Source organism: Pseudomonas sp. GW822-FHT02E03 (genome assembly GCF_058802325.1).
The window spans coordinates 61,555-81,398 of the sequence record NZ_JBXAOA010000024.1; the positions used below are offsets into that span (position 1 = coordinate 61,555).

Annotated in this window: 12 protein-coding genes; all 12 read right to left on the reverse strand. The window is 59.6% G+C overall.

Going from position 1 to position 19,844, the window contains the following annotated elements:
* Positions 1-22: 22 nt before the first annotated feature.
* Positions 23-760: a cephalosporin hydroxylase family protein gene (locus AC1RQB_RS18585; protein ID WP_063342898.1), complete on the reverse strand. Its 738-nt coding sequence runs from the start codon at positions 758-760 to the stop codon at positions 23-25.
* A 16-nt stretch (positions 761-776) separates the two neighbouring features.
* Entirely contained in the window at positions 777-1,847 is a 1,071-nt protein-coding gene (locus AC1RQB_RS18590) for a class I SAM-dependent methyltransferase (protein ID WP_063342897.1), read from the reverse strand.
* Positions 1,837-2,694 (reverse strand): NAD-dependent epimerase/dehydratase family protein, encoded by an 858-nt coding sequence (locus AC1RQB_RS18595; RefSeq protein WP_063342896.1) that lies wholly within the window; start codon positions 2,692-2,694, stop codon positions 1,837-1,839. The genes AC1RQB_RS18590 and AC1RQB_RS18595 overlap by 11 nt, the downstream gene beginning before the upstream one ends.
* Positions 2,691-3,917 (reverse strand): class I SAM-dependent methyltransferase, encoded by a 1,227-nt coding sequence (locus AC1RQB_RS18600; RefSeq protein ID WP_063342895.1) that lies wholly within the window; start codon positions 3,915-3,917, stop codon positions 2,691-2,693. The genes AC1RQB_RS18595 and AC1RQB_RS18600 overlap by 4 nt, the downstream gene beginning before the upstream one ends.
* Positions 3,914-4,474: a dTDP-4-dehydrorhamnose 3,5-epimerase family protein gene (locus AC1RQB_RS18605; protein WP_063342894.1), complete on the reverse strand. Its 561-nt coding sequence runs from the start codon at positions 4,472-4,474 to the stop codon at positions 3,914-3,916. Before AC1RQB_RS18605 ends, AC1RQB_RS18600 begins: the two co-directional genes overlap by 4 nt.
* Positions 4,471-5,553: a CDP-glucose 4,6-dehydratase gene (gene rfbG, locus AC1RQB_RS18610; protein ID WP_063342893.1), complete on the reverse strand. Its 1,083-nt coding sequence runs from the start codon at positions 5,551-5,553 to the stop codon at positions 4,471-4,473. The genes AC1RQB_RS18605 and rfbG overlap by 4 nt, the downstream gene beginning before the upstream one ends.
* A complete protein-coding gene (gene rfbF, locus AC1RQB_RS18615) occupies positions 5,535-6,308 on the reverse strand; it encodes a glucose-1-phosphate cytidylyltransferase (RefSeq protein ID WP_008072576.1) in 774 nt (257 codons plus the stop codon). The genes rfbG and rfbF overlap by 19 nt, the downstream gene beginning before the upstream one ends.
* Positions 6,309-6,588: 280 nt before the next feature.
* The gene (locus AC1RQB_RS18620; protein WP_493094965.1) at positions 6,589-10,932 is read right to left on the reverse strand and encodes a beta strand repeat-containing protein; all 4,344 of its coding nucleotides are present in this window, start codon (positions 10,930-10,932) and stop codon (positions 6,589-6,591) included.
* Positions 10,933-11,178: 246 nt separating this feature from the next.
* On the reverse strand, positions 11,179-14,751 hold the full coding sequence (locus AC1RQB_RS18625; RefSeq protein ID WP_063342891.1) for a glycosyltransferase: 3,573 nt from the start codon (positions 14,749-14,751) through the stop codon (positions 11,179-11,181).
* Positions 14,752-14,876: 125 nt separating this feature from the next.
* Entirely contained in the window at positions 14,877-16,445 is a 1,569-nt protein-coding gene (locus AC1RQB_RS18630) for a flagellar hook-associated protein 3 (RefSeq protein WP_063342890.1), read from the reverse strand.
* A 13-nt stretch (positions 16,446-16,458) separates the two neighbouring features.
* Positions 16,459-18,519 carry a flagellar hook-associated protein FlgK gene (flgK, locus tag AC1RQB_RS18635; RefSeq protein WP_063342889.1) on the reverse strand — a complete coding sequence of 687 codons (2,061 nt, stop codon included), beginning with the start codon at positions 18,517-18,519 and terminating at the stop codon, positions 16,459-16,461.
* Between the two features lie 23 nt (positions 18,520-18,542).
* Positions 18,543-19,841, reverse strand: a complete 1,299-nt coding sequence (flgJ, locus tag AC1RQB_RS18640; RefSeq protein ID WP_063342888.1) for a flagellar assembly peptidoglycan hydrolase FlgJ — start codon at positions 19,839-19,841, stop codon at positions 18,543-18,545.
* Between the last annotated feature and the right edge of the window lie 3 nt (positions 19,842-19,844).

Sequence of the window (19,844 nt, forward strand, 5' to 3'; positions counted from 1 at the left end):
AAGAACCTGAAACCACTTTTGATTAACGAACGCGACGCAGATAGCCGTCCGGCGCTACGGTGATCAGCAGCTTGTTTTGCAGTTGCTGGTCAATTTCGAAGTCCTTGTTCTCTTCCAGGTACTTCCATACCGCAGTCTTCGGGTTGTCGCCCGGGCCCCATGGACGATCCGGAAAGAAGTCGGCCGGCATGTCTTCGACCACGGTGTCCATCACCACGCAGTAGCTGTCCACCGAGACCAATGGCGCATACAGACGCAGCTCTTCGAGCACGTGATCGTGGGTGTGGTTGGAATCCAGCACCAGAATGACTTTCTTGCCTTCAGCGGCAGCGCGCACTTTGGCGGCGATGGCCAGGTCGATGCTCGAACCTTCGATCATCGAAATACGCTTGCTCATCGGGTGGCTTTCGATGGCTTCACGGTTGTGCGGGCGAATGTCGAGGTCGATGCCCAGCACTTCGCCGTGGCCTTGCAGCTCCAGCAACGATGCGTAGTAAATGATCGAACCGCCGTGGGCAATGCCGCACTCGATGACCAGATCCGGTTTGACCTGCCAGATGATTTCCTGCATCGCCATCATGTCTTGCGGCAGCTGGATGATCGGACGGCCCATCCACGAGAAGTGGTAGCTGTATTTGTGCTTGGCCGATTCGTTGAAGAAATCCCGGGCCAGGCCGGTGAGTTTCTGGTCATCGCCTTGGCGGGCGATTTCTGCCTGGCATTCAGCTTCGAAGGCTTTATTGATGGTGTTATCGGTCATTTTAGAATCTCAATAGTCACTGGAACGAAGCGCTGTCGACGGCGTGATAGACGTAGCGTCCACCAGTCATCCGCTTGATTTCTTCGAGGTAGTTGGAGTTCATCACAAACAGGTTGGCGCCTTCGGGCAACGCATCCATGGCCTCTTGGGGCGAGGACACCCGCGCGCCGCTCAGGGGCAGATATCGGCCCTGTTTGGCCGGGTTGATATCCACCACGCGATCCACCGCCACGCCCGCTCGTTGCAGGAACAGCGAATAAATCACGCCTTTGGACGAGGCGCCCCAGATCGCCGAACCCTGCTCGGGCGCGGCCTGGATGATCTGCACGGCGCGGTCGAGGCTGGCGGTGAAACCTTCCGGCAGCGTCAGGCGCGGCACCGGTTGTTCCGGGGTCCGGCGCAACGTGGACAGGTCGGCGACGATGTACAGATACTGGCCACCGAACAGGTGACCGGCCTCATGCACCGTGCCGAACATCCGGCGCAGGTCATCGAGGCGGAAATAATTGACGTGTTCGTAGAACAGGTCGAACCAGGCACGGTGTTCGAGAATCCAGTCGAAACACGGCACTTCGATGTAGATCTGCCCGCCCTGATTGGCCTCGGCCATCTCGGCGAGAAAACTCACCGGGTTCTGGATATGCTCCAGTACATGCCGCAGCACGATGGCGTCCGCCGACAGGCCCAGGCCACGAGTGAACGGTGCTTTGATCACATCGCCGTTGTCGCCTTCGTAGGCCGGATCAATGCCGGTGATGGCGTAACCCAGACCTTTGAGAAGCTCAAGAAAGTAGCCTTTGCCGCAGCCGACTTCGATCAGTTCCTGACCCTTGAAGTGGCGGGCAATGATCCCTTCGACATCGCTCAGGTGTTTCTGGAACTGGCCAGAATGCGCCTGCTCGTTCTGATAGTCGGCGTCGTAGCTGAGCTTGTCGGCATCGAAGGCCTGATTGAAGATCAGCCCGCTCGCCTCGTCCTGCACCAACAGCATGTCGGCGCTGGCCGAAGCCCTGGCCGACTCCGGGTCGGCAAAGGTACGGTTCTGCAACACCGGCAGGTCGGCGACCCGATACAACTCATGCCTCATGCTCTGCTCCCAGTAGCTGTTGCAAGCGGTCCGCCACGCCCCAGAACGCCATCGGTTCATGGGTCGGGTAAGGGTAATGGCCCAGGTTCAAAGTGATCGATGCGCCGCGTTCACGCAGCCGTTGTTCGACCAGCGCCCTGACCGATATCGGTTGGCCGCTGCAGCAATTGATCACGCCATCAAATTCGCGCTGTTGCAGGATCGCGGCGAGGTAACCGGCCGCCGTTTCAATCGACAGGTAATCGCGCAGCTGTTCGCCGGCGGACATGTTGAAGACGTGGTCTCCCGCCTCGATTGCCCGGTCCAGCGCTGCGAGCAAACTGTTCGGGTTCTGCCCTTCCCCGTGCAGGTAAAACAGCCGCGCCCATTGCAGGGTGAACGGTTGAACCTGCTGCAGATTTTCGAGGAACAGCCGTAGCGTGTTCTTCGCCAACCCGTAAGGGTTACTCGGCCGCGCCTCGGTCTGCTCGCTGAGCGGTCCGCTTTGCAGGCCATATTCAAAACAGGTGCCCGTCACCAACACCTGCGACACGCCCGCCTCGACCGCCCCCTTGATGAACCGGTAATCGGCCATCAAGTTATGCTCGAAATGGAACAGCGCCTGATAGTTCGGCAACCCCGGCCACGCCAGATGCGCCAGGGCGTCGATGCCATCGGTCAGCGCTGCGATGTTCAGGTCGGCGGCGTGAATATCTGCCGCGATGAACTCCACGGCATTGATCCACGGCAAACTCGCAGCGGCTTCGGCGTTACGCGCCACGGCCCGGACTTCACAGCCACGCGCGAGCAAGGCTTCGACCAAATGGCGGCCGACGAACCCCGTGGCACCGGTCACGAGCACTTTCACAGCACGGTCAACTCAGGCACGGCGATCACGAAGCGGCCATCCCACTGCCGTACTTGCGCCAGTTGCTGACTGACTTCGTGCAACAGATTCCATGGCAGAACCAGGATGTAATCGGGTTTCTCCAGATCGATCTGCGCCGGCGAAACGATTGGAATACGACTGCCCGGCAGGTACTTGCCCTGTTTATGCGGATTGGCATCGGCAACCCAGGCCAGCAGGTCCGGTTTGACCCCGGCGTAGTTGAGCAACGTGTTGCCCTTGGCCGCCGCGCCATAACCGACCACGCGCTTGCCGTCGGCCTTGGCCTGCAGCAGGAAACGCAGCAGTTCGTGCTTGATACGTTCAGCCGCTGGCGCCAGGGTCGCGTAGTACTCGGGCGTCTTCACCCCCGCGTCCAGTTCAGCCTGCAACTGATGTTGCACAGTTGGTTGGACGGCGCGGCGTTCACCGTCCTTGCGCTGCACGAACACCCGCAGCGATCCGCCATGAGTCGTCAGCTGGCTGACGTCGAACACCTCCAGCCCATTGCGCTCGCACAGAGTCTGCACGGCGGTCAGGGACAGATAGGAATAGTGCTCGTGATACAGCGTGTCGAACTGCTGCCCCGCCATCAGCGTCAGCAGTTGCGGAAACTCAAACGTCGCCACGCCTGTCGGCTTGAGCAAGGTGGCGAAACCACCGAGGAAATCATTGATGTCCGGCACATGGGCGAGCACGTTGTTGGCGGCCATCAGGTCGGCGGCCCAGCCTTCGCTGTTCAGCTGCGCGGCGGTGTCGCGACCGAAGAACAGCTCACGAATCTGCAGGCCTTTTTCCCGCGCCGCCTGCGCGGTACTGCGGGTTGGCTCAACGCCCAGGCAAGGGATGCCGCGCCCCGCCACGTACTGCAACAGGTAACCATCATTGGCGGCGATTTCCACCACGCGGCTGTCGGCGGTCAGGCCGAAGCGTTCGACCATCTCGGCGACATAGCGCTCGGCGTGGGCCAGCCAGGTGCTGGAGAACGAACTGAAATAGGCGTACTCGGCGTCGAACAGACTGTCGGCGCGGGTGTAATCCACGGTTTGCACCAGCCAGCACTGCTGACACACAGCGACCTTCAGCGGCACCCATTGCTCGGCTTGTTCCAGGCGATCCGCATGCACGTAGGCATTGGACGGCGGCGAGGTTCCGAGATCGATCAGCGGCAGGCTCAGCGGTGCAGCGCAACCACGGCAATTCATACACGCACTCCAGCGAAGTGTTCATCGAGCAAAGGATGGCTGGAATCCCTGGCCGACAGATTATTGACAGGCAGCGGCCAGGCGATGGCCAGCCGTGGATCGTTCACGCTCAAACCGCCCTCGTGCGCAGGCGTGTAATCGTTGCTGTGCAGGTAGAGCAATTCGGCGTCGTCGGTGAGGGTCTGGAAACCATGGGCGAACCCGGCCGGGATCAGCAGACTGCGACCGTCGCCGGCCTGCAGGTGTTCGGCGTGCCAGTGCAGAAAGGTTTCGGAGTCAGGGCGCAAGTCCACCGCCACATCCCAGACCTCGCCACGCAGGCAGGTAATCAACTTGGCTTCCGGCGCATTGGAATTCTGATAATGCAGGCCGCGCACACTGCCCCGCTCGCGAGTGCAGGAATGATTGATCTGGCGGATATGAAACGTCTGGCCGAAGGCGCTCAGGCTGCCTTCGCAGAACAGCCGCGAGAAGTGCCCACGATCATCTTCGACGCGTTTGTGCTGCACGCTGAACAGACCGGCCAGTGGCAAGGCTTTCAACAGGAATTCGCTCACAGCGCGCCTCGGTACAGGTTCAACTGGTTCAGGGTGACTTCACGCATGTCATCGCCGTTCTGCCATGCCAGGTGCCAATCGAGGGTCTGGGTCAGGCACTGCTGTAACGACCAGCGCGGTTGCCAGGCCAACAGTTGACGGGCGCGACTGCTGTCCAGACGCAACAGACCGGCCTCATGCAAATCAGTGGGTTCGATGCGCAAGCCGCGCGCTTGCGGCCAGCGGCTGGCGAGCAACTCGACCACTTCACCGACGCTGCACATGTCCGCTTCGCTCGGGCCAAAGTTCCACGCACCGGCAAACTCCGGGCCTTGCTCGTAGAGGCCGGCGGCCAATTGCAGGTAACCGGCCAATGGTTCAAGCGCGTGCTGCCATGGGCGTACTGCCTGCGGGTAGCGTAATGTCACCGGCTCATCCGCCGACCAGGCTTTGAGCACATCGGGAATCAGGCGCTCAGGCGCAAAGTCGCCACCGCCCAGCACGTTGCCGGCACGCGCGGTGGCCAACGCCAAGCCATGCTCGGCGTACTTGTCGGCCGGGAAAAACGATGCGGCGTAAGACTGCGCCAACAATTCGCAGCAAGCCTTGCTGCTGCTGTAAGGATCATGGCCGCCGAGGGCTTCGTTCTCGCGGTACGGCCACAGCCATTCCTTGTTGGCGTAGACCTTGTCAGTGGTCACCAGCACACAGGCACGCACGCCGCCGACCTGGCGGATCGCTTCAAGCAGATTGAGCGTGCCCATGACGTTGCTGGAATAGGTGCCAAGCGGATCGCGATAGCCTTCGCGCACCAGCGGTTGAGCCGCCAGGTGCAGAACGATTTCCGGCTGGGTTTCGGCGATCAATTCCAGTAAGGCACCGAGATCACGCAGGTCACCGCGCTGATCATTGATGCCCTCGTGCACGCGGGCCAGTTCGAACAGGCTCGGCTCGGTGGATGGATCAAGCGAAAACCCGCTGACCTCGGCACCGAGGCTTTGCAGCCACAACGTCAACCAGCTGCCTTTGAAACCGGTGTGGCCGGTCAGCAGAACACGTTTGCCGCGCCAGAATTGCGAGCTCAGTCCCATTGCTTCCATGGGGCCTCCCCGCTCTGCCACAACGCTTCGAGGTGGTTCTTGTCGCGCAGGGTGTCCATCGGATGCCAGAAACCTTCGTGCTCGAAGGCCTTCAACTGTTCATCCTGGGCCAGACGCGCCAAGGGCTCGGCTTCCCAAGTGGTTTCGTCACCGCCGATGTATGACAGCACTTTCGGCGAAAGCACAAAGAAACCGCCATTGATCCAGCCACCGTCGCCACGGGGTTTCTCGGTAAAACCAAGCACCTGATCGCCGTGACGCTCCAGGGCACCGTAACGGCCCGGCGGTTGTACGGCGGTGACGGTCGCCAGACGACCGTGGGCGCTGTGGTAGTCCACCAGTTGACGGATATTGATATCGGAGACGCCGTCGCCATAGGTGAAGCAGAACGCCTCTTCGTCCTTGAGGTAACGGCCGGCGCGCAACAAGCGGCCACCGGTCATGGTTTCCTCGCCGGTGTCGATGAGCGTGACGCTCCACGGTTCGCTGTAGTTCTGGTGTACGTCCATGCGGTTGTTGCGCATGTCGAAGGTGACGTCGGAGGTGTGCAGGAAGTAATTGGCGAAGAAGTCCTTGATCGCATAGCCCTTGTAGCCAAGGCAGATCACGAAATCATGAATCCCATGGGCAGAGTACTGTTTCATGATGTGCCAAAGAATTGGCTTGCCGCCGATCTCGATCATCGGCTTGGGCTTGAGGTGCGACTCTTCGCTGATGCGCGTGCCCAGGCCACCCGCCAGAATTACTGCCTTCATCGTCTCCCCTCTTGTTCTTCACAGAGCTCGGCCAAGCTATTTCAGGCTTTTGCGGGCTGTCTGGCTAAAACGCTCTGCCGTGTCAGACGCTGGCGTACCGGCCGCAAGCGCTCGTTTTATGGCGATATGAGGGGGACTTGCAGGAAACGCGCCAGCTCATGAGTCCAGATAGAAGGCACAAAAAAGGGACGAATCCGGATCATAAAGACCGGGTTCGCCCCCAAGGATAAAGCGGACACCTTCAATCCCGTTGCAGGAGAGAAGGCGCCTGATTCAGGTATCAGCCGAACATGGCAAACGCATCACTGTTGGCCGGCAGGCTGAAGAGCTGTCCATCCGCCGTCTGGATTTGCTCGATGGTATCGGAGCCGGCGAACCAGTCCTTGAGCTGTACACCTTCCTGCGGAACCTGCCCTGCACTAACACTCGATCGGTGCAGGTAAAGATCATCACCGACACGATCAATCAGTAACTCGGCACTGCTGATGTACGACAGCACAATCTTGTCGAGGCGGCTGGCGCCGTCATCCTGAATTGTCACCAATGCCGAGGTGTTGACGTTGTAGGTATCGTCACCCTCGCCACCAAAGGCGGACCCGCTGGCTTGCAGCACCAATTTGTCATCACCCACACCACCAAACAGCGAAAAGCCCAAGCCCGTGCCGGTCAACAAATCGTTGCCGTCACCACCATCGGCCATGCCGTGAACTACCGTGATGACGTCGCCTCCCGCTTCACCATAAGCCTGGCTGCCCTCGTCGTTGGCAGCGGTGACGATGGTGTCGTTGCCATTGCCACCATACAAGGTGTCAGCCTGCGGCCCATTGATCAGACCATCCAGCGTGAATGGTCCGATCTGGGACACCAGCCCGCCGTAGAGGTAATCGTTGCCGTCGCCACCATAGATGACGTCGTTACCCAACCCACCTTCAAGGTAGTTGACGTTGGCATCACCGGTCAGGGTGTCATTGAAGTGGCTGCCCACTACTCGCTCGATGTTGCGCAATACATCGCCTTGCGCATCGCCGCCCTGATTGACGCCCGTCAACAGGTTGATGTTCACGGCGCTGGTACTGGTGATGTACCAGGCACTGTCCAGACCTTCGCGCCCATCGATCACATCCGCACCGGCACCACCGATCAAAATGTCGACGCCGGTCGATCCGGACAACGTGTCGCCAAAGTTGCTGCCCTGGAATATCTCGATCCCGGTGTAGGTATCACCAGCAGCGTCGCCGGTGTTGGCTTTGGTTTTCAGGTCGATGTTCACGGCACTGTCGGATTGCTCATAGGTGACCAGATCCTGGCCGCCTGCACCATCCAGACCCATCGCAGTGGTACCGCCATAGAAGGTGTCGTTGTAGTTCGACCCCCTGATCACTTCAATTGCGGTGAAGGTGTCGCCTGCCGCGATCCCGGAATGCACACCCGTCTTCAGGTTGATACTCACCGCCACGGTACTGTCGAGATAACCCGCAGTGTCGAGGCCGGCTCCACCGATAAACTGGTCGGCCCCCGCGCCGCCGTACAGGGTGTCGTTGCCCGAGCCACCGGTGATGATGTTGTCGCCAGCATTACCCCAACCGGTGAACGCGCCAGTGCCGACGAAGGTCAGGCGCTCGATGTTGGCTGCCATATACGTGTGGCTGGGATTGACCAACGACACACGCATTTCATCGTTGCCGCCACCGGCTTGCTCGACGATGGTCGGCGTGGCGCTGCTGTTGATGTAGTAGATATCATCGCCGGCACCGCCTTCCAGCCTGATCGCAGGTGCAGTGTGATCCGGATCGACGGTGAACGTGTCGTTGTATGCCGAGCCGATGACGTTCTCGATATTGGCCAGGGTGCTGCCTTCGGCATCCCCTCCTGTACCAGCGATGCCTGTGCCAAAGCGAACCTCAACGTTTACCGCGGCAGCCGACGCCGAGTAATCGACCGTATCGGTACCGACCCCGCCATCAAAGTCCATGCCCCAGCCATCGCCGACAAAGGTGTCGTTGAAGCTGGAGCCCTTGATCGCTTCGATGTCGGTGAAAGTGTCACCCGCCGCGATCCCCGAATACACACCGGTCTTCAGGTTGATGCTCACCGCCACTTTGCTGTCGGTATAGCCGACGGTGTCATAACCGGCACCACCGATGAACTGGTCGGCGCCCGCGCCACCGTACAGCGTGTCGTTACCCGAAGCGCCGGTGATGATGTTCTCACTGGCGTTGCCCCAACCGGTAAACGCGGCAGTGCCGACATAGGTCAGACGCTCGATATTCTCCGCCATGTAGGTATTGTTGGGGTTGATCACCGACACACGCACTTCGTCATTGCCACCACCGGCCAGTTCGACGATGGACGCTGTAGCGCCGTTGTTGATGTAGTAGATATCGTCGCCGGCACCACCTTCCAGCCTGATCGTGGGTGCAGTGTGATCCGGGCCGACGGCGAACGTGTCATTGAACGCCGAACCGATGACGGTTTCGATGCTGGTCAGGGTGCTGCCTGCGGCATCGCCACCGGTACCGACCATGCCCGTACCAAAACGGACCTCAACGTTTACTCCGGCGGCCGACGTCGAGTAGTCGACCGTATCGGTGCCGACTCCGCCGTCGAAGTCGATGCCCCGGCCATCGCCGACAAAGGTGTCGTTGTAGTTCGAACCCTTGATCGCCTCGATGTCGGTGTAGGTATCACCCGCCGCAATGCCGGTATTCACGCCGGTTTTCAGATTGACCGTCACGCCGACCGTACTGTCGGTGTAACCCACGGTGTCCAGCCCGGCACCGCCGATGAACTGGTCGGCACCCGCACCACCGTACAGCGTGTCGTTGCCAGAACCGCCGGTGATGATGTTGTCGCTGGCATTACCATAACCGATGAAGGTCTGGCTGCCGGTATAGGTCAAGCGCTCGATGTTCGCCGCCAGGACCGTGCCGCTGGGGTTGATCACCGACACGCGCACTTCGTCATTGCCACCACCGGCCAGTTCGACGATGGACGCTGTAGCGCCGTTGTTGATGTAGTAGATATCGTCGCCGGCACCACCTTCCAGCCTGATCGTGGGTGCAGTGTGATCCGGACCGACGGCGAACGTGTCATTGAACGCCGAACCGATGACGGTTTCGATGCTGGTCAGGGTGCTGCCTGCGGCATCGCCACCGGTACCGACCATGCCCGTACCAAAACGGACCTCAACGTTTACTCCGGCGGCCGACGTCGAGTAGTCGACCGTATCGGTGCCGACTCCGCCGTCGAAGTCGATGCCCCGGCCATCGCCGACAAAGGTGTCGTTGTAGTTCGAACCCTTGATCGCCTCGATGTCGGTGTAGGTATCACCCGCCGCAATGCCGGTATTCGCACCGGTTTTCAGATTGACCGTCACGCCGGCCGTACTGTCGGTGTAACTCACGGTGTCCAGCCCGGCACCGCCGATGAACTGGTCGGCGCCCGCGCCACCGTACAGCATGTCGTTGCCCGAGCCACCGGTGATGATGTTGTCGCTGGCGTTGCCATAACCAGTGAAGGCCTGGCTGCCGGTATAGGTCAAACGTTCTATGTTCGCCGCCAGGACGGTGCCGACAGGATTGATCACCGACACACGCACTTCGTCATTGCCGCCACCGGCCAGTTCGACGATGGTCGCTGTAGCAGCGTTGTTGATGTAGTAGATATCGTCGCCGGCACCGCCTTCCAGCCTGATCGTGGGTGCAGTGTGATCCGGGCCGACGGCGAACGTGTCATTGAACGCCGAACCGATGACGGTTTCGATGCTGGTCAGGGTGCTGCCTGCGGCATCGCCACCGGTACCGACCATGCCCGTACCAAAACGGACCTCAACGTTTACTCCGGCGGCCGACATCGAGTAATCGACTGTATCGCTACCGACCCCGCCGTCGAAGTCTATGCCCCGGCTATCGCCGACAAAGGTGTCGTTGTAGTTCGAACCCTTGATCGCCTCGATGTCGGTGTAGGTATCACCCGCCGCAATGCCGGTATTCACGCCGGTTTTCAGATTGATCGTCACGCCGACCGTACTGTCGGTGTAACCCACGGTGTCCAGCCCGGAACCGCCGATGAACTGGTCGGCGCCCGCGCCACCGTACAGCATGTCGTTGCCCGAACCGCCAGTGATGATGTTGTCGCTGGCGTTGCCATAACCGATGAAGGCCTCGCTGCCGGTATAGGTCAAACGCTCGATATTCGCCGCCAGGACGGTGCCGACGGGGTTGATCACCGACACACGCACTTCGTCATTGCCGCCACCGGCCAGTTCGACGATGGTCGCTGTAGCAGCGTTGTTGATGTAGTAGATATCGTCGCCGGCACCGCCTTCCAGCCTGATCGCGGGTGCAGTGTGATCCGGGCCGACGGCGAACGTATCATTGAACGCCGAACCGATGACGGTTTCGATGCTGGTCAGGGTATCTCCCTCCGCATCGCCACCGGTGCCGGCCATGCCCGTGCCAAAACGGACCTCAACGTTTACTCCGGCGGCCGACGTCGAGTAATCGACCGTATCAGTACCGGTGCCGCCATCCAGCTTGTCCGCACCGGCATTCCCCATGATCACATCATTGCCACCCAGCGCATTGATCTCGTCATCCCCACTGGTACCTGTCAGCGTATCCACGCCATTTGTCCCGTTTATCACTGCCATTTCGACTTCTTCCTTGCCATGTTGTTAAACCAGATACCTTTCCCGTAGCGATGTTTAAACCCGCGTCGCAGAAGGGTCTTTCATATAAACGAAGCTGTGGAGCCTTTATCGACCCAAACCAATCCCGGCTTGAGCCGGCTACAACAAAAATTCGTGGTGTGTTCGACACAAACAAAACAGGCGGCCCAAGGCCGCCTGCAGGTGTACTTCCATGCTCGATCAGTTTGGCAACCAGCCCTCGGCCCAATAGTTGAGGTTGTTGCCCTTGAGCATGTAATCGCGCAGCACTTCCTCACGCAGTGCATCGCCCATGCGGTAGCTCGCATCAGGGTCGGACAGGTGCATGCGGATTGCCTCAAGCCATTCCTCGGTGCTGTTGCTCACGACTTTGGTGCAGGGCAGATAGCCGCGATAGGCTTCAGTGTCGGTGCAAATCACCGGGTAACCGCAGGCACCGTACTCCAGCAGACGCAGGTTGCTCTTGCAGTCGTTGAAGATGTGAAACTCCAGCGGTGCCAGCGCCAGGTCGAGGTTCAGGCTGGCCAGTTTGGCCGGATAAGCCTGCAAGCCGATGCTTGGATGGAACTCATGGACAAACGGGCGCAAAGCCGGCGGACACATGCCGAAGAACACCCATTCGACTTCGTTGGCCAGCAGGCGCACCACGTCCGCAATGATTGCCAGGTCTCCATCATGACTCGTCCCGCCACCCCAACCCACGCGTGGTTTGCGAGAGGTGCGGCGCTGACTGGTGAGCCCGCTCCAGAGATGCGGCGCCAGCATGTTTGGGACCACCCGGATATCGTGATGCATGTCCCGCAATGCGTCGGCCAAAGGCTGGGTCGAGACCACAACCCGATCACACAACCCTATGCCACGGCGCACTATTTTATCGACCCCGACCTCGGCCTTACGCAAGTGCGCGTTCTTTTTCGGAACATCAATTACATAATCGTCAAGTTCGAAGATGCGCAAAGCATGCGAGCAGTTTTTGACTCGTTCAACCTCATCGACCGCATTCTGGCTATAGCGTCCCTGCAACACGATCACGTCGGGAGAGTACCGCTCAAGGTCAATGTCTGTCGGTGTGTGATAACTCAAGTGTCCCACTACGCGCCCGGCCGCCTCCAACTCAAGGAACGGCTGAGCGACCCGGTAATGGCCCACTGCGGTGGTATTGATTGGAATCGCCAGGATTTTGGGCAAAAGTTGACGCGAAAACGGATCCCAGCAATCCTTGAATCCCGGTTCCAGACTGAAGTTGCTGGTACCCAGACTCAGATTGGGGTTGTAGGCCGGATCTCTGGCTATCACCGGCAACCATCGCTGGTAAAAACTTTTTTGCTCGGCCTGCAACACCCTGGGAGCGGGATTGAAGGCAGAGGATGACACCACTCGCATCAATTCGGCGTAGGGAGTCCACACCACCAGGTATCCGTTTTGCTTAACACGCAGGCAGAAGTCAGCGCCGTTGAGTGCTTGCCCCAGATTTTGCTCGTCCAGGCCATGCAACTCGTCAAAAACCTTCTTGCGCACAAGCAGGCAATCGATGCCCACGGCACTGAAGTTCTGCACCGTCTGCTGGCGCTGCATGTAACCCGGCGTGTTGAGCGGCTCGCCACGATTGGGAACACCGACGGCCCCCCGTAACCCCAGTACCTGGGCCGTTCCCTCGATACGTCCTTGCGGACTCACCAGCCGACCGCCGACCACGCCGACTTCCGGACGCTGAGCGTGATTGAGCAACTCGTCGAGCCAATCAGGACTCACAACGACACTGTAGGGACTGAGAAACAACAGGTAATCGCCATGGGCGTGGCCAGCAGCGAGGTTCTGCACGGCCGCCAGATTGTCGCCATGATCACAGCGCAACACCCGAAGTTTGTCACTGCCCATTTGCTCCATGGCCGACAGCCAGTTACGGGCATCAACGGCAGTGCTGCCATTGTCGACAATGAGAACTTCATAGCGTTGGCAGGCGGTTTTCTCCAACAGACTTTCGACGCAACGCTCCAGGGAACTCAGTTCGTCGCGGGTCACAATGATGATCGAGACCATGGCCGGCTCATCATGCAGATAATCCACACGATTGATCATCGGCTGGCTGCCGGCGCGAATTCGGTGCGGTGCGCCGAGCCGCTGCAGATGCGCGCCCAGCACGCGAGGGCTCTGCTCGATAATCTGCGGCTGCGTGAGCCACTGGGATAGACACAGAGCGGACTCCACGAGCACTTCAGCGATGTGCCCGATCGCGTGCGGCCCGTTACTCTCCACCAGTCGCCAGACCAGATCATGCACACCCAGCTCGCCAAAACCGTCTTGCATGCCACCCAGCTCGATCAACCGCTGCCGCTGAAGGGCCAGCACGCGGCCGACATAGGGATAGCTGCGCATCAGATCCAGGTTGAAGTCCGGCTTGAACACTGGCTCGACCGAGACGTCATCACGCAATCCGCCCTCGTCACTGTAGAGGCAGCGCACATCAGGCATTTCCACCATGCGCTCCGCCAGCAACAGCAAAGCCAGTTCATTCAAGCGGTCACCCGCGCGAACCAGATAGATCCAGTCTGCATTATCCAACCGAGCTAGCAGGCGATTGAACTGGGCAACCGGCTCATCATCCAGGCGCATATGACGCACACCGTCGCAGGGTGCGTGCTGTAATTGGGACAGCACTACCACTTGCTCGGCGGCGTAGGTCTGATGACGAATGCTCTTGAGCGTTTCCTCCAGTGCCGGAACATCGCCTTCACTGTCGAGAACAATCGGCACGATGCGTGGACGCCAACTCCAACTCTGCAAACGGGCGTCGAGCAAACGTTGCTGAGCCGGTTTCAAACGACGGCACGACAGCCATTCCCGGTACATCTCGGCAAAGCTGCCGCACTCGACGCCTACCCGGGTGTGCACCATCGTTTGAATGAAGCCCAGTTGCCGGCCCAGCGCGGTTTCTTCCCAGGCATAGGCGTGCCCCTCAACCGCATCGGCCAGTGCCAGATAACGAACCCAGCCCGGCGCAGGCGCCGGCTCACCACTGCGCACGGCAAGCATCTGCTTGAGCCAGTCGAGCTCTGTCATAACCGCAGCCTTGACTGGCGCCTGATCGCTCAGCCGCGCCGGATGCAAACGCTCAAGGCTCAACACCTGGCCCACCACCACCAGATTGCCACGCCGTAGCAGGCAGGCAAACAAGGCGAAGTCCAGACACGCGATAAAACCTTCGCCAATCTGAGTCAGGGCCGGCAAATACTCCAGCGCATGCCGGGTTCGCAACAACACCCCGCTAAGGCCACTGAGAAAGTTGATCAGACTGCTTTCCAGAACGCCCAGCAGATCCTCACCCTTGAACAAGGTGACACCCGTAGAAAAACAGCAATTTTCCACACGGTCGGAAAGCAGGATGTAATCACCGTCGTAAAACTGCCGCTGGCCAATCACCAGGTTGACGTCTTCGTGGTCGATGAAGCCGACGACCTGCTGAGTGATGCATTCAGGGAGCAGTTGGTCGTCGTCGCACAGCAACTTCAGATAGTCACCGCTGGCCTCTTGCGCACAGGCCATGAGGTTAGCCTGAAAACCCAGACGCTGCGGATTGCGCACATAGCGCAGTCGAATCGAGACAGGCACCTCACAGGCATCGACGATCTCGCGGATCTCGTCACCGCTACTGTCATCGCAGACGATCACTTCAAGATTGGCGTAAGTCTGATTCAGCGCACTTTGCAGGGTCGTCTGGAAGAACTGTGGGTTGAAGGCGGGGATGGCGATGGTGACAAGAGGTGCTGGTTTCACGGCGGGAGAACTCGCGAGCGGCGGGAGCTTACTTCAACGAAGTGAAACTCCCCGGAACCGCTGAATAAAGACGGTTTGCACTCGGCAGTCGCAAGCCTTCGCGAGATTATCGCGAAGGCCCTGACTCAGACTTTGTTGAACAGGCCCAACTGAGCGATCTTGCTGAACGCCAGTTGCGAAGCTTGCAGCATGGTTTGCTGCAGCGTCAGGCGGGTCATCACTTCAGCCGGATCGGAATCGCGAATGGCCGATTGGGTCTGGGTATTGGCGAGTGCCAGACTCTGGTTGATATCGGTCTGGGTATCCAATGACGCACCGCGACCGCCTACAGAACTGATACTGGAGGCCAGTTGATCCATACCGCTGGACAAGTTGCCGATACCGGCAGTGACTGCAGCGTTCATTTTCTGAATGGCAATCGGATCATTGTTGGTTGGCGTCGACAGCGCTGTTTTCAGCTGGTTGACGGTGTCCAGAATGTTCTGGGTCTGGTGTGTATTGACCGCCACAGAGAACTGATCGCCCGTAGCCGGCGTACCGGCCACGGTGAACGAGACACCCGACGCTGTCGCGGTCGTACCGGCCATGGTGCCGGTGGACACCGGTTTGCTGTTGGCGGTCAATGGCGAAGCATAGAGTTCAAAGTTCGTGGCACTGGTGAATTTCAGAATCGCCCCGCCGCCCGGAAAGCTGGCGTGGTAGTCGGCGCTGTTAGTCACAGAGGCGTCGGTCACCAGTGCGGTCGACGGGTTGCCCGGGCTGCGCGAAGTGTTGAAGCTATCCGGCTTGGCTGCCAGCGTGAAGCTGTGGCCGGTGATCACGGTCCCCGGGACATCCCCCGCTTGCAGGTTAATGTTCAACTTCAGATCAATGCCACGAAAACTGACAGTCTGTGTGGCCGCACCACTGGTGGAACTGAACACGCCGTTCTGACTGGCCTCGGCGGTGACATCATTACCTAACGAGTCAGTAATTTGCAGCTGCGTGCCGCTGACGAAACTCACGGTGTAAGGCTCACCGCTGCGGAACTTGGCGTTGTAGGTGACATCGGATTCGACCTGACCGTTGGACAACACCACACGACCGTCATTGACCGCAGGCGCGGTGAGCGTGGTCTGAGTCCGGGTGGTGTTGATCGCTTGCTGGAACACGTCCCAACCGGTGCTGTTGGTGGCCATCGACTGGGTATCGCCGATCGGCAGATCCAGCGTGACCTGATCACCGTTGTAGGTGTAGCTGCCATCAGTGTTACGGGTGAACGGCACCACATCGCCTTTGGAACCGGAGAAGATGTACTTGCCGTTTTCATCCTTGGTGTTCATCAGGCTGAGCAGTTGCTCTTCAATCTGACCCAATTCGGAAGCGTTCGCCTGGCGGTCGGCATCGGTATAGCCGGCGTTGCCAGCGCCCAGCGCCAGCTCTTTGGCGCGTTGCAGCACGTTGCCGATGCTGGTCATCACCGCTTCGGTCTGACCGAGAGTGCCTTTGATGGTGGTCATGTTGGCCGAGTACTGATCAAGCATCGACGCCTGCTGACCCAGTTGCAGCAAACGCGAAGCGCCGACCGGATCATCCGCTGCGGTATTCACACGAACCAGGCTGCTGGCCTCTTCGCTGCTCTTGACCACGTTGGAAAAATTCTTCTGATAGTTGGCAGCAGAGGACTCGTAAAACTGGGCGGTAGAAATGCGCATGGGCTACGACTCCTTAAAGACTGTTGATCAGTGTGCTGAATATTTCCTGCGCAGCCTTGATGATCTGCGAAGACGCTGTGTAGTACTGCTGATACTTGACCAGGTTGCCGGTTTCTTCATCGAGGTCGACACCGGACAATGAGTCTCGAGCACCTTTGGCGTTGGCCAGGATCGCTTCGGTGGCAGCGCTGTCGAGCTTGCCTTGGGCCGCCTTGGCGCCAACACCCGAGACCAGTTTGCCGTAGGCGTCGTTCAGGGAAATACCGTTACTGGCCGAACCGGTGTCCACGGTCTGCCTGGTCTGCAAGCCGGCCAGTGTGCTGCCGTTACGGTTGTCCAGCGAACCTGGCTGGCTGAGCGATACGTTGATCGCGGTGCCGTTACCTGGCGAACCGGCCACGGTCATGTCAAACGACACCGTGCGCTGCACGATTGGCGGTCCCGGATCATTGATCGCGGCGCCGCTGGCGTCGACCAGTGGAATGGTCAGGCTCAGCGTATTGTTCTGGCCCGGCACAATGGTGCCGGTGCTGAGCGAGTTGCCTTGAGCATCGAGCATTTGGTAAGTCTGAGTCGTACCACCGGCCGCACCAAATACGATTTTGACCGGCGTCGAAGTCTTCAGACCGTTCTGGATCGTGGTGGTGGTCGCTGCGTCGTAGACATCGAACTTCGTGGTCAGGGTCGGTTGGCCGCTGGCCGGAATCGTCAGTGTGCCGCTACCGCCCGCAGCAATGGCTGCGCCCAACGGTGCCGCGATGGCCAGACGTTTGGAGTCGGTCATTTCGGTCTTGATGTTGGTCGCAGCATTGCGGGTCGGAGTGATCTTGAAGGTGTCGCCGGCGGCTGCGGTGCCACCGGTGAGCTTCATCGAGAAACCATCGATCACTGGTGGCGGCGTGGTCAGCGTGCTGAATGCGCCCATGGCGGTGCCTTCAGGCAGGCGCTGCACGGTGTAGTTCGTGGCGCTGGTGAAAATGACCTTGTAATCGTTGATGGTCAGCTTGCCGCTGTCCTCGATGCTCACATCGAAGTTGCCCGAGCCGGCGCTGTTGCCGACCGTGGCGACGCTGCGCTGAGCCATTTGCGCGGCACTGTTGATGCTGTTGAACAGGTTCGAACCGAAGTCACCGTTCTTGTCGATGCCCTGGGCCTGGATGGTGTTCATCTGATCGGCGACGACCAGCGCCACACGCCCCAGCTCGTTCATGGCCGGGTCCAGCACGGTGCTGCGATAGCGCAGCAAGCCGCCCATTTCACCACCGGTCATCACCGAAGTGATGTCGATGGTGCTCGAACCACGATTGAGCTGAATGGCCGAGCGCGAAGGGTCGTCTTTGCTCGGCACCACTTCCAGCTTGCTGGCGGTGCTGCCCATGACCAGCGGCTGACCGCTGCCCAGGTAAATGTCGAGGTTACCGTCACGCTCCATCACCTGCGCACCGGTGAAAGTGGACAGTTGGCGTACGGTCTCGTTGCGCGCATCGAGCAAGTCGTTGGGCTGGCCGCCAGCTTTGGAAACTTCGGAAATCTTCTGGTTCAGCTGGGCCACGGTGGCGGCCAGTTTATTGACCTGATCGGCCATGTCCGCCAGGTTGCCGTTGACGTTGGCGTTCTGCTGCGTCAACTGGCTGGAGATCGAGTTGAACCGGTTGCTCAGGGCCTGCGCATCGCTGAGCAGCAGTTGGCGGGAAGCATCGTCGCCCGGCTTGGCGTTGACGTTCTGTACCGAGGCGAAGAACTTGGTCAAGGCGCCATTGAGGCCGGTGCCGCTGTCCGAGAGCAACTTATCGAGCGGGCTGATCTGCCCGGCGTAGGCAGCCGAGTCGCTGTTAAGCGAAGTGGTGGTCTGCAGTTGCGCATCGAGGTAGCTGTTGTACACCCGACGCACATCGGCCAGGGTCGTACCGGTGCCGATGTAGACATTGCCGAACTGATTCGAAGCCTTGGTGCCCTGCACGGTTTGCTGGCGTGAGTACCCGGCGGTGTCGGCGTTGGCAATGTTATTGCCGGTAGTCATCAGCGCGGATTGGCCAGCGGCCAGACCCGACATCCCGATATTGAGCAAACTCATGGTTCAGACCTTATGCCTTGTGCCTATAAAGGCGTAGTGGAAGCGCCCGCCGCAGCGTAGTTTTGGTAACTCGTCATCTGCTTGGCTATCTGCGAGATCTTGCTTGCGTAATCCGGGTCGGTTGCATACCCGGCTTTTTGCAACTCGCGTACAAACTGTTCTGGGTTATCGGCTGACTTCAGCACATCTTGATAGCGATTATTGCTTTGCAGCAGCGTTACAAGGTCATGGAAGCTGTCTTTGTAAGAGCCGTAGGAACGGAACTCGGCCGTCTCCTTGACCATCTCGCCATTTCTGAATTCGCTGGTGATTGCCCGCGCCGAATCGCCTTTCCAGTTACTGCTGGCCTTGATGCCGAACAGGTTGTGGCTGCTGCTGCCATCCTGGGCGCGCATGACCGATTTGCCCCAACCGGTTTCCAGGGCAGCCTGAGCCACCAGGTAACGTGGATCGACACCGATACGGTCGGCAGCTTCTTTGGCCATCGGCAGCATGGTGTTGACGAATTCGTCGGCGGAACTGAAGGCTTTCTTCGCCGGCGCCAGGGGTATTTGAGCCATGGCACGACCATAAATCTGCAGGCGCCCGCTGGCCGCTGTATCCGTTTGCCCAGCCAGCCAATCGCCGTTGTACAGAGGGCCGGAACCGGTCTTGGTGCTCTGCGGCATCTGGATAGTGTTCTGCGCCGTTGTGGCGGTTGTTGCAGCGGTCGATGCCGACGGCACCAGCCCGGCGAGCAAACGATCAGCCAGTTTCGGCGGCAGCGCCAGACGCCGCTGATTGATCAGCGCCATGTCATTGCGATGAGCGCCCTCGCCCGCGTTTGTCGGCGTCTTCACCGAGCGCGAAGCCCACAACGGGCGCTCACCATTGAGACGCGACAGCGGCCCGTTGGTGGCGACCGTACCGGCGGCAATCGGTGTTTCCACGGCGGCTTTCGCGGCAGCTTGCTTGGCGGCAGACGCTGCCGCAGCCTCACCCGGCGCCATCGGTTTGTTCTTCGACATCTGGCGCATCAGCACGTCCGCCAGGCCAATACCGCCGCCTTCGCGGGACAGGGAAACGGCCAACTGCTGGTCGTACATTTCCTGGTATTGCTTGGCTGCCGGCGTGTTGAGCGGGTTGTCCTGGCCCAGCGCTTCGGTGGCCGAACGCATGGACTTGAGCATTTCACCAAGAAACAGCGATTCGAATTCCTGCGCCACTTTGCGCATGTTCGCATCGCTGTTCTTGTCGCCGACCTTGAGCTGGTTCAGGCGATTGAGGTCCGAGTAGGAACCCGAATCGCTGCTACTGACCAGGCCGCTTTTGCGCATATCCATGGT

What these genes read in the sequence shown, in the direction of transcription:
- AC1RQB_RS18585 (WP_063342898.1), bottom strand. Translation starts at nt 760, where the DNA reads ATGACCGATAACACCATCAATAAAGCCTTCGAAGCTGAATGCCAGGCA.
- AC1RQB_RS18590 (WP_063342897.1), bottom strand. Translation starts at nt 1,847, where the DNA reads ATGAGGCATGAGTTGTATCGGGTCGCCGACCTGCCGGTGTTGCAGAAC.
- AC1RQB_RS18600 (WP_063342895.1), bottom strand. Translation starts at nt 3,917, where the DNA reads ATGAATTGCCGTGGTTGCGCTGCACCGCTGAGCCTGCCGCTGATCGAT.
- rfbG (WP_063342893.1), bottom strand. Translation starts at nt 5,553, where the DNA reads ATGGAAGCAATGGGACTGAGCTCGCAATTCTGGCGCGGCAAACGTGTT.
- rfbF (WP_008072576.1), bottom strand. Translation starts at nt 6,308, where the DNA reads ATGAAGGCAGTAATTCTGGCGGGTGGCCTGGGCACGCGCATCAGCGAA.
- AC1RQB_RS18630 (WP_063342890.1), bottom strand. Translation starts at nt 16,445, where the DNA reads ATGCGCATTTCTACCGCCCAGTTTTACGAGTCCTCTGCTGCCAACTAT.
- flgK (WP_063342889.1), bottom strand. Translation starts at nt 18,519, where the DNA reads ATGAGTTTGCTCAATATCGGGATGTCGGGTCTGGCCGCTGGCCAATCC.
- flgJ (WP_063342888.1), bottom strand. Translation starts at nt 19,841, where the DNA reads ATGGATATGCGCAAAAGCGGCCTGGTCAGTAGCAGCGATTCGGGTTCC.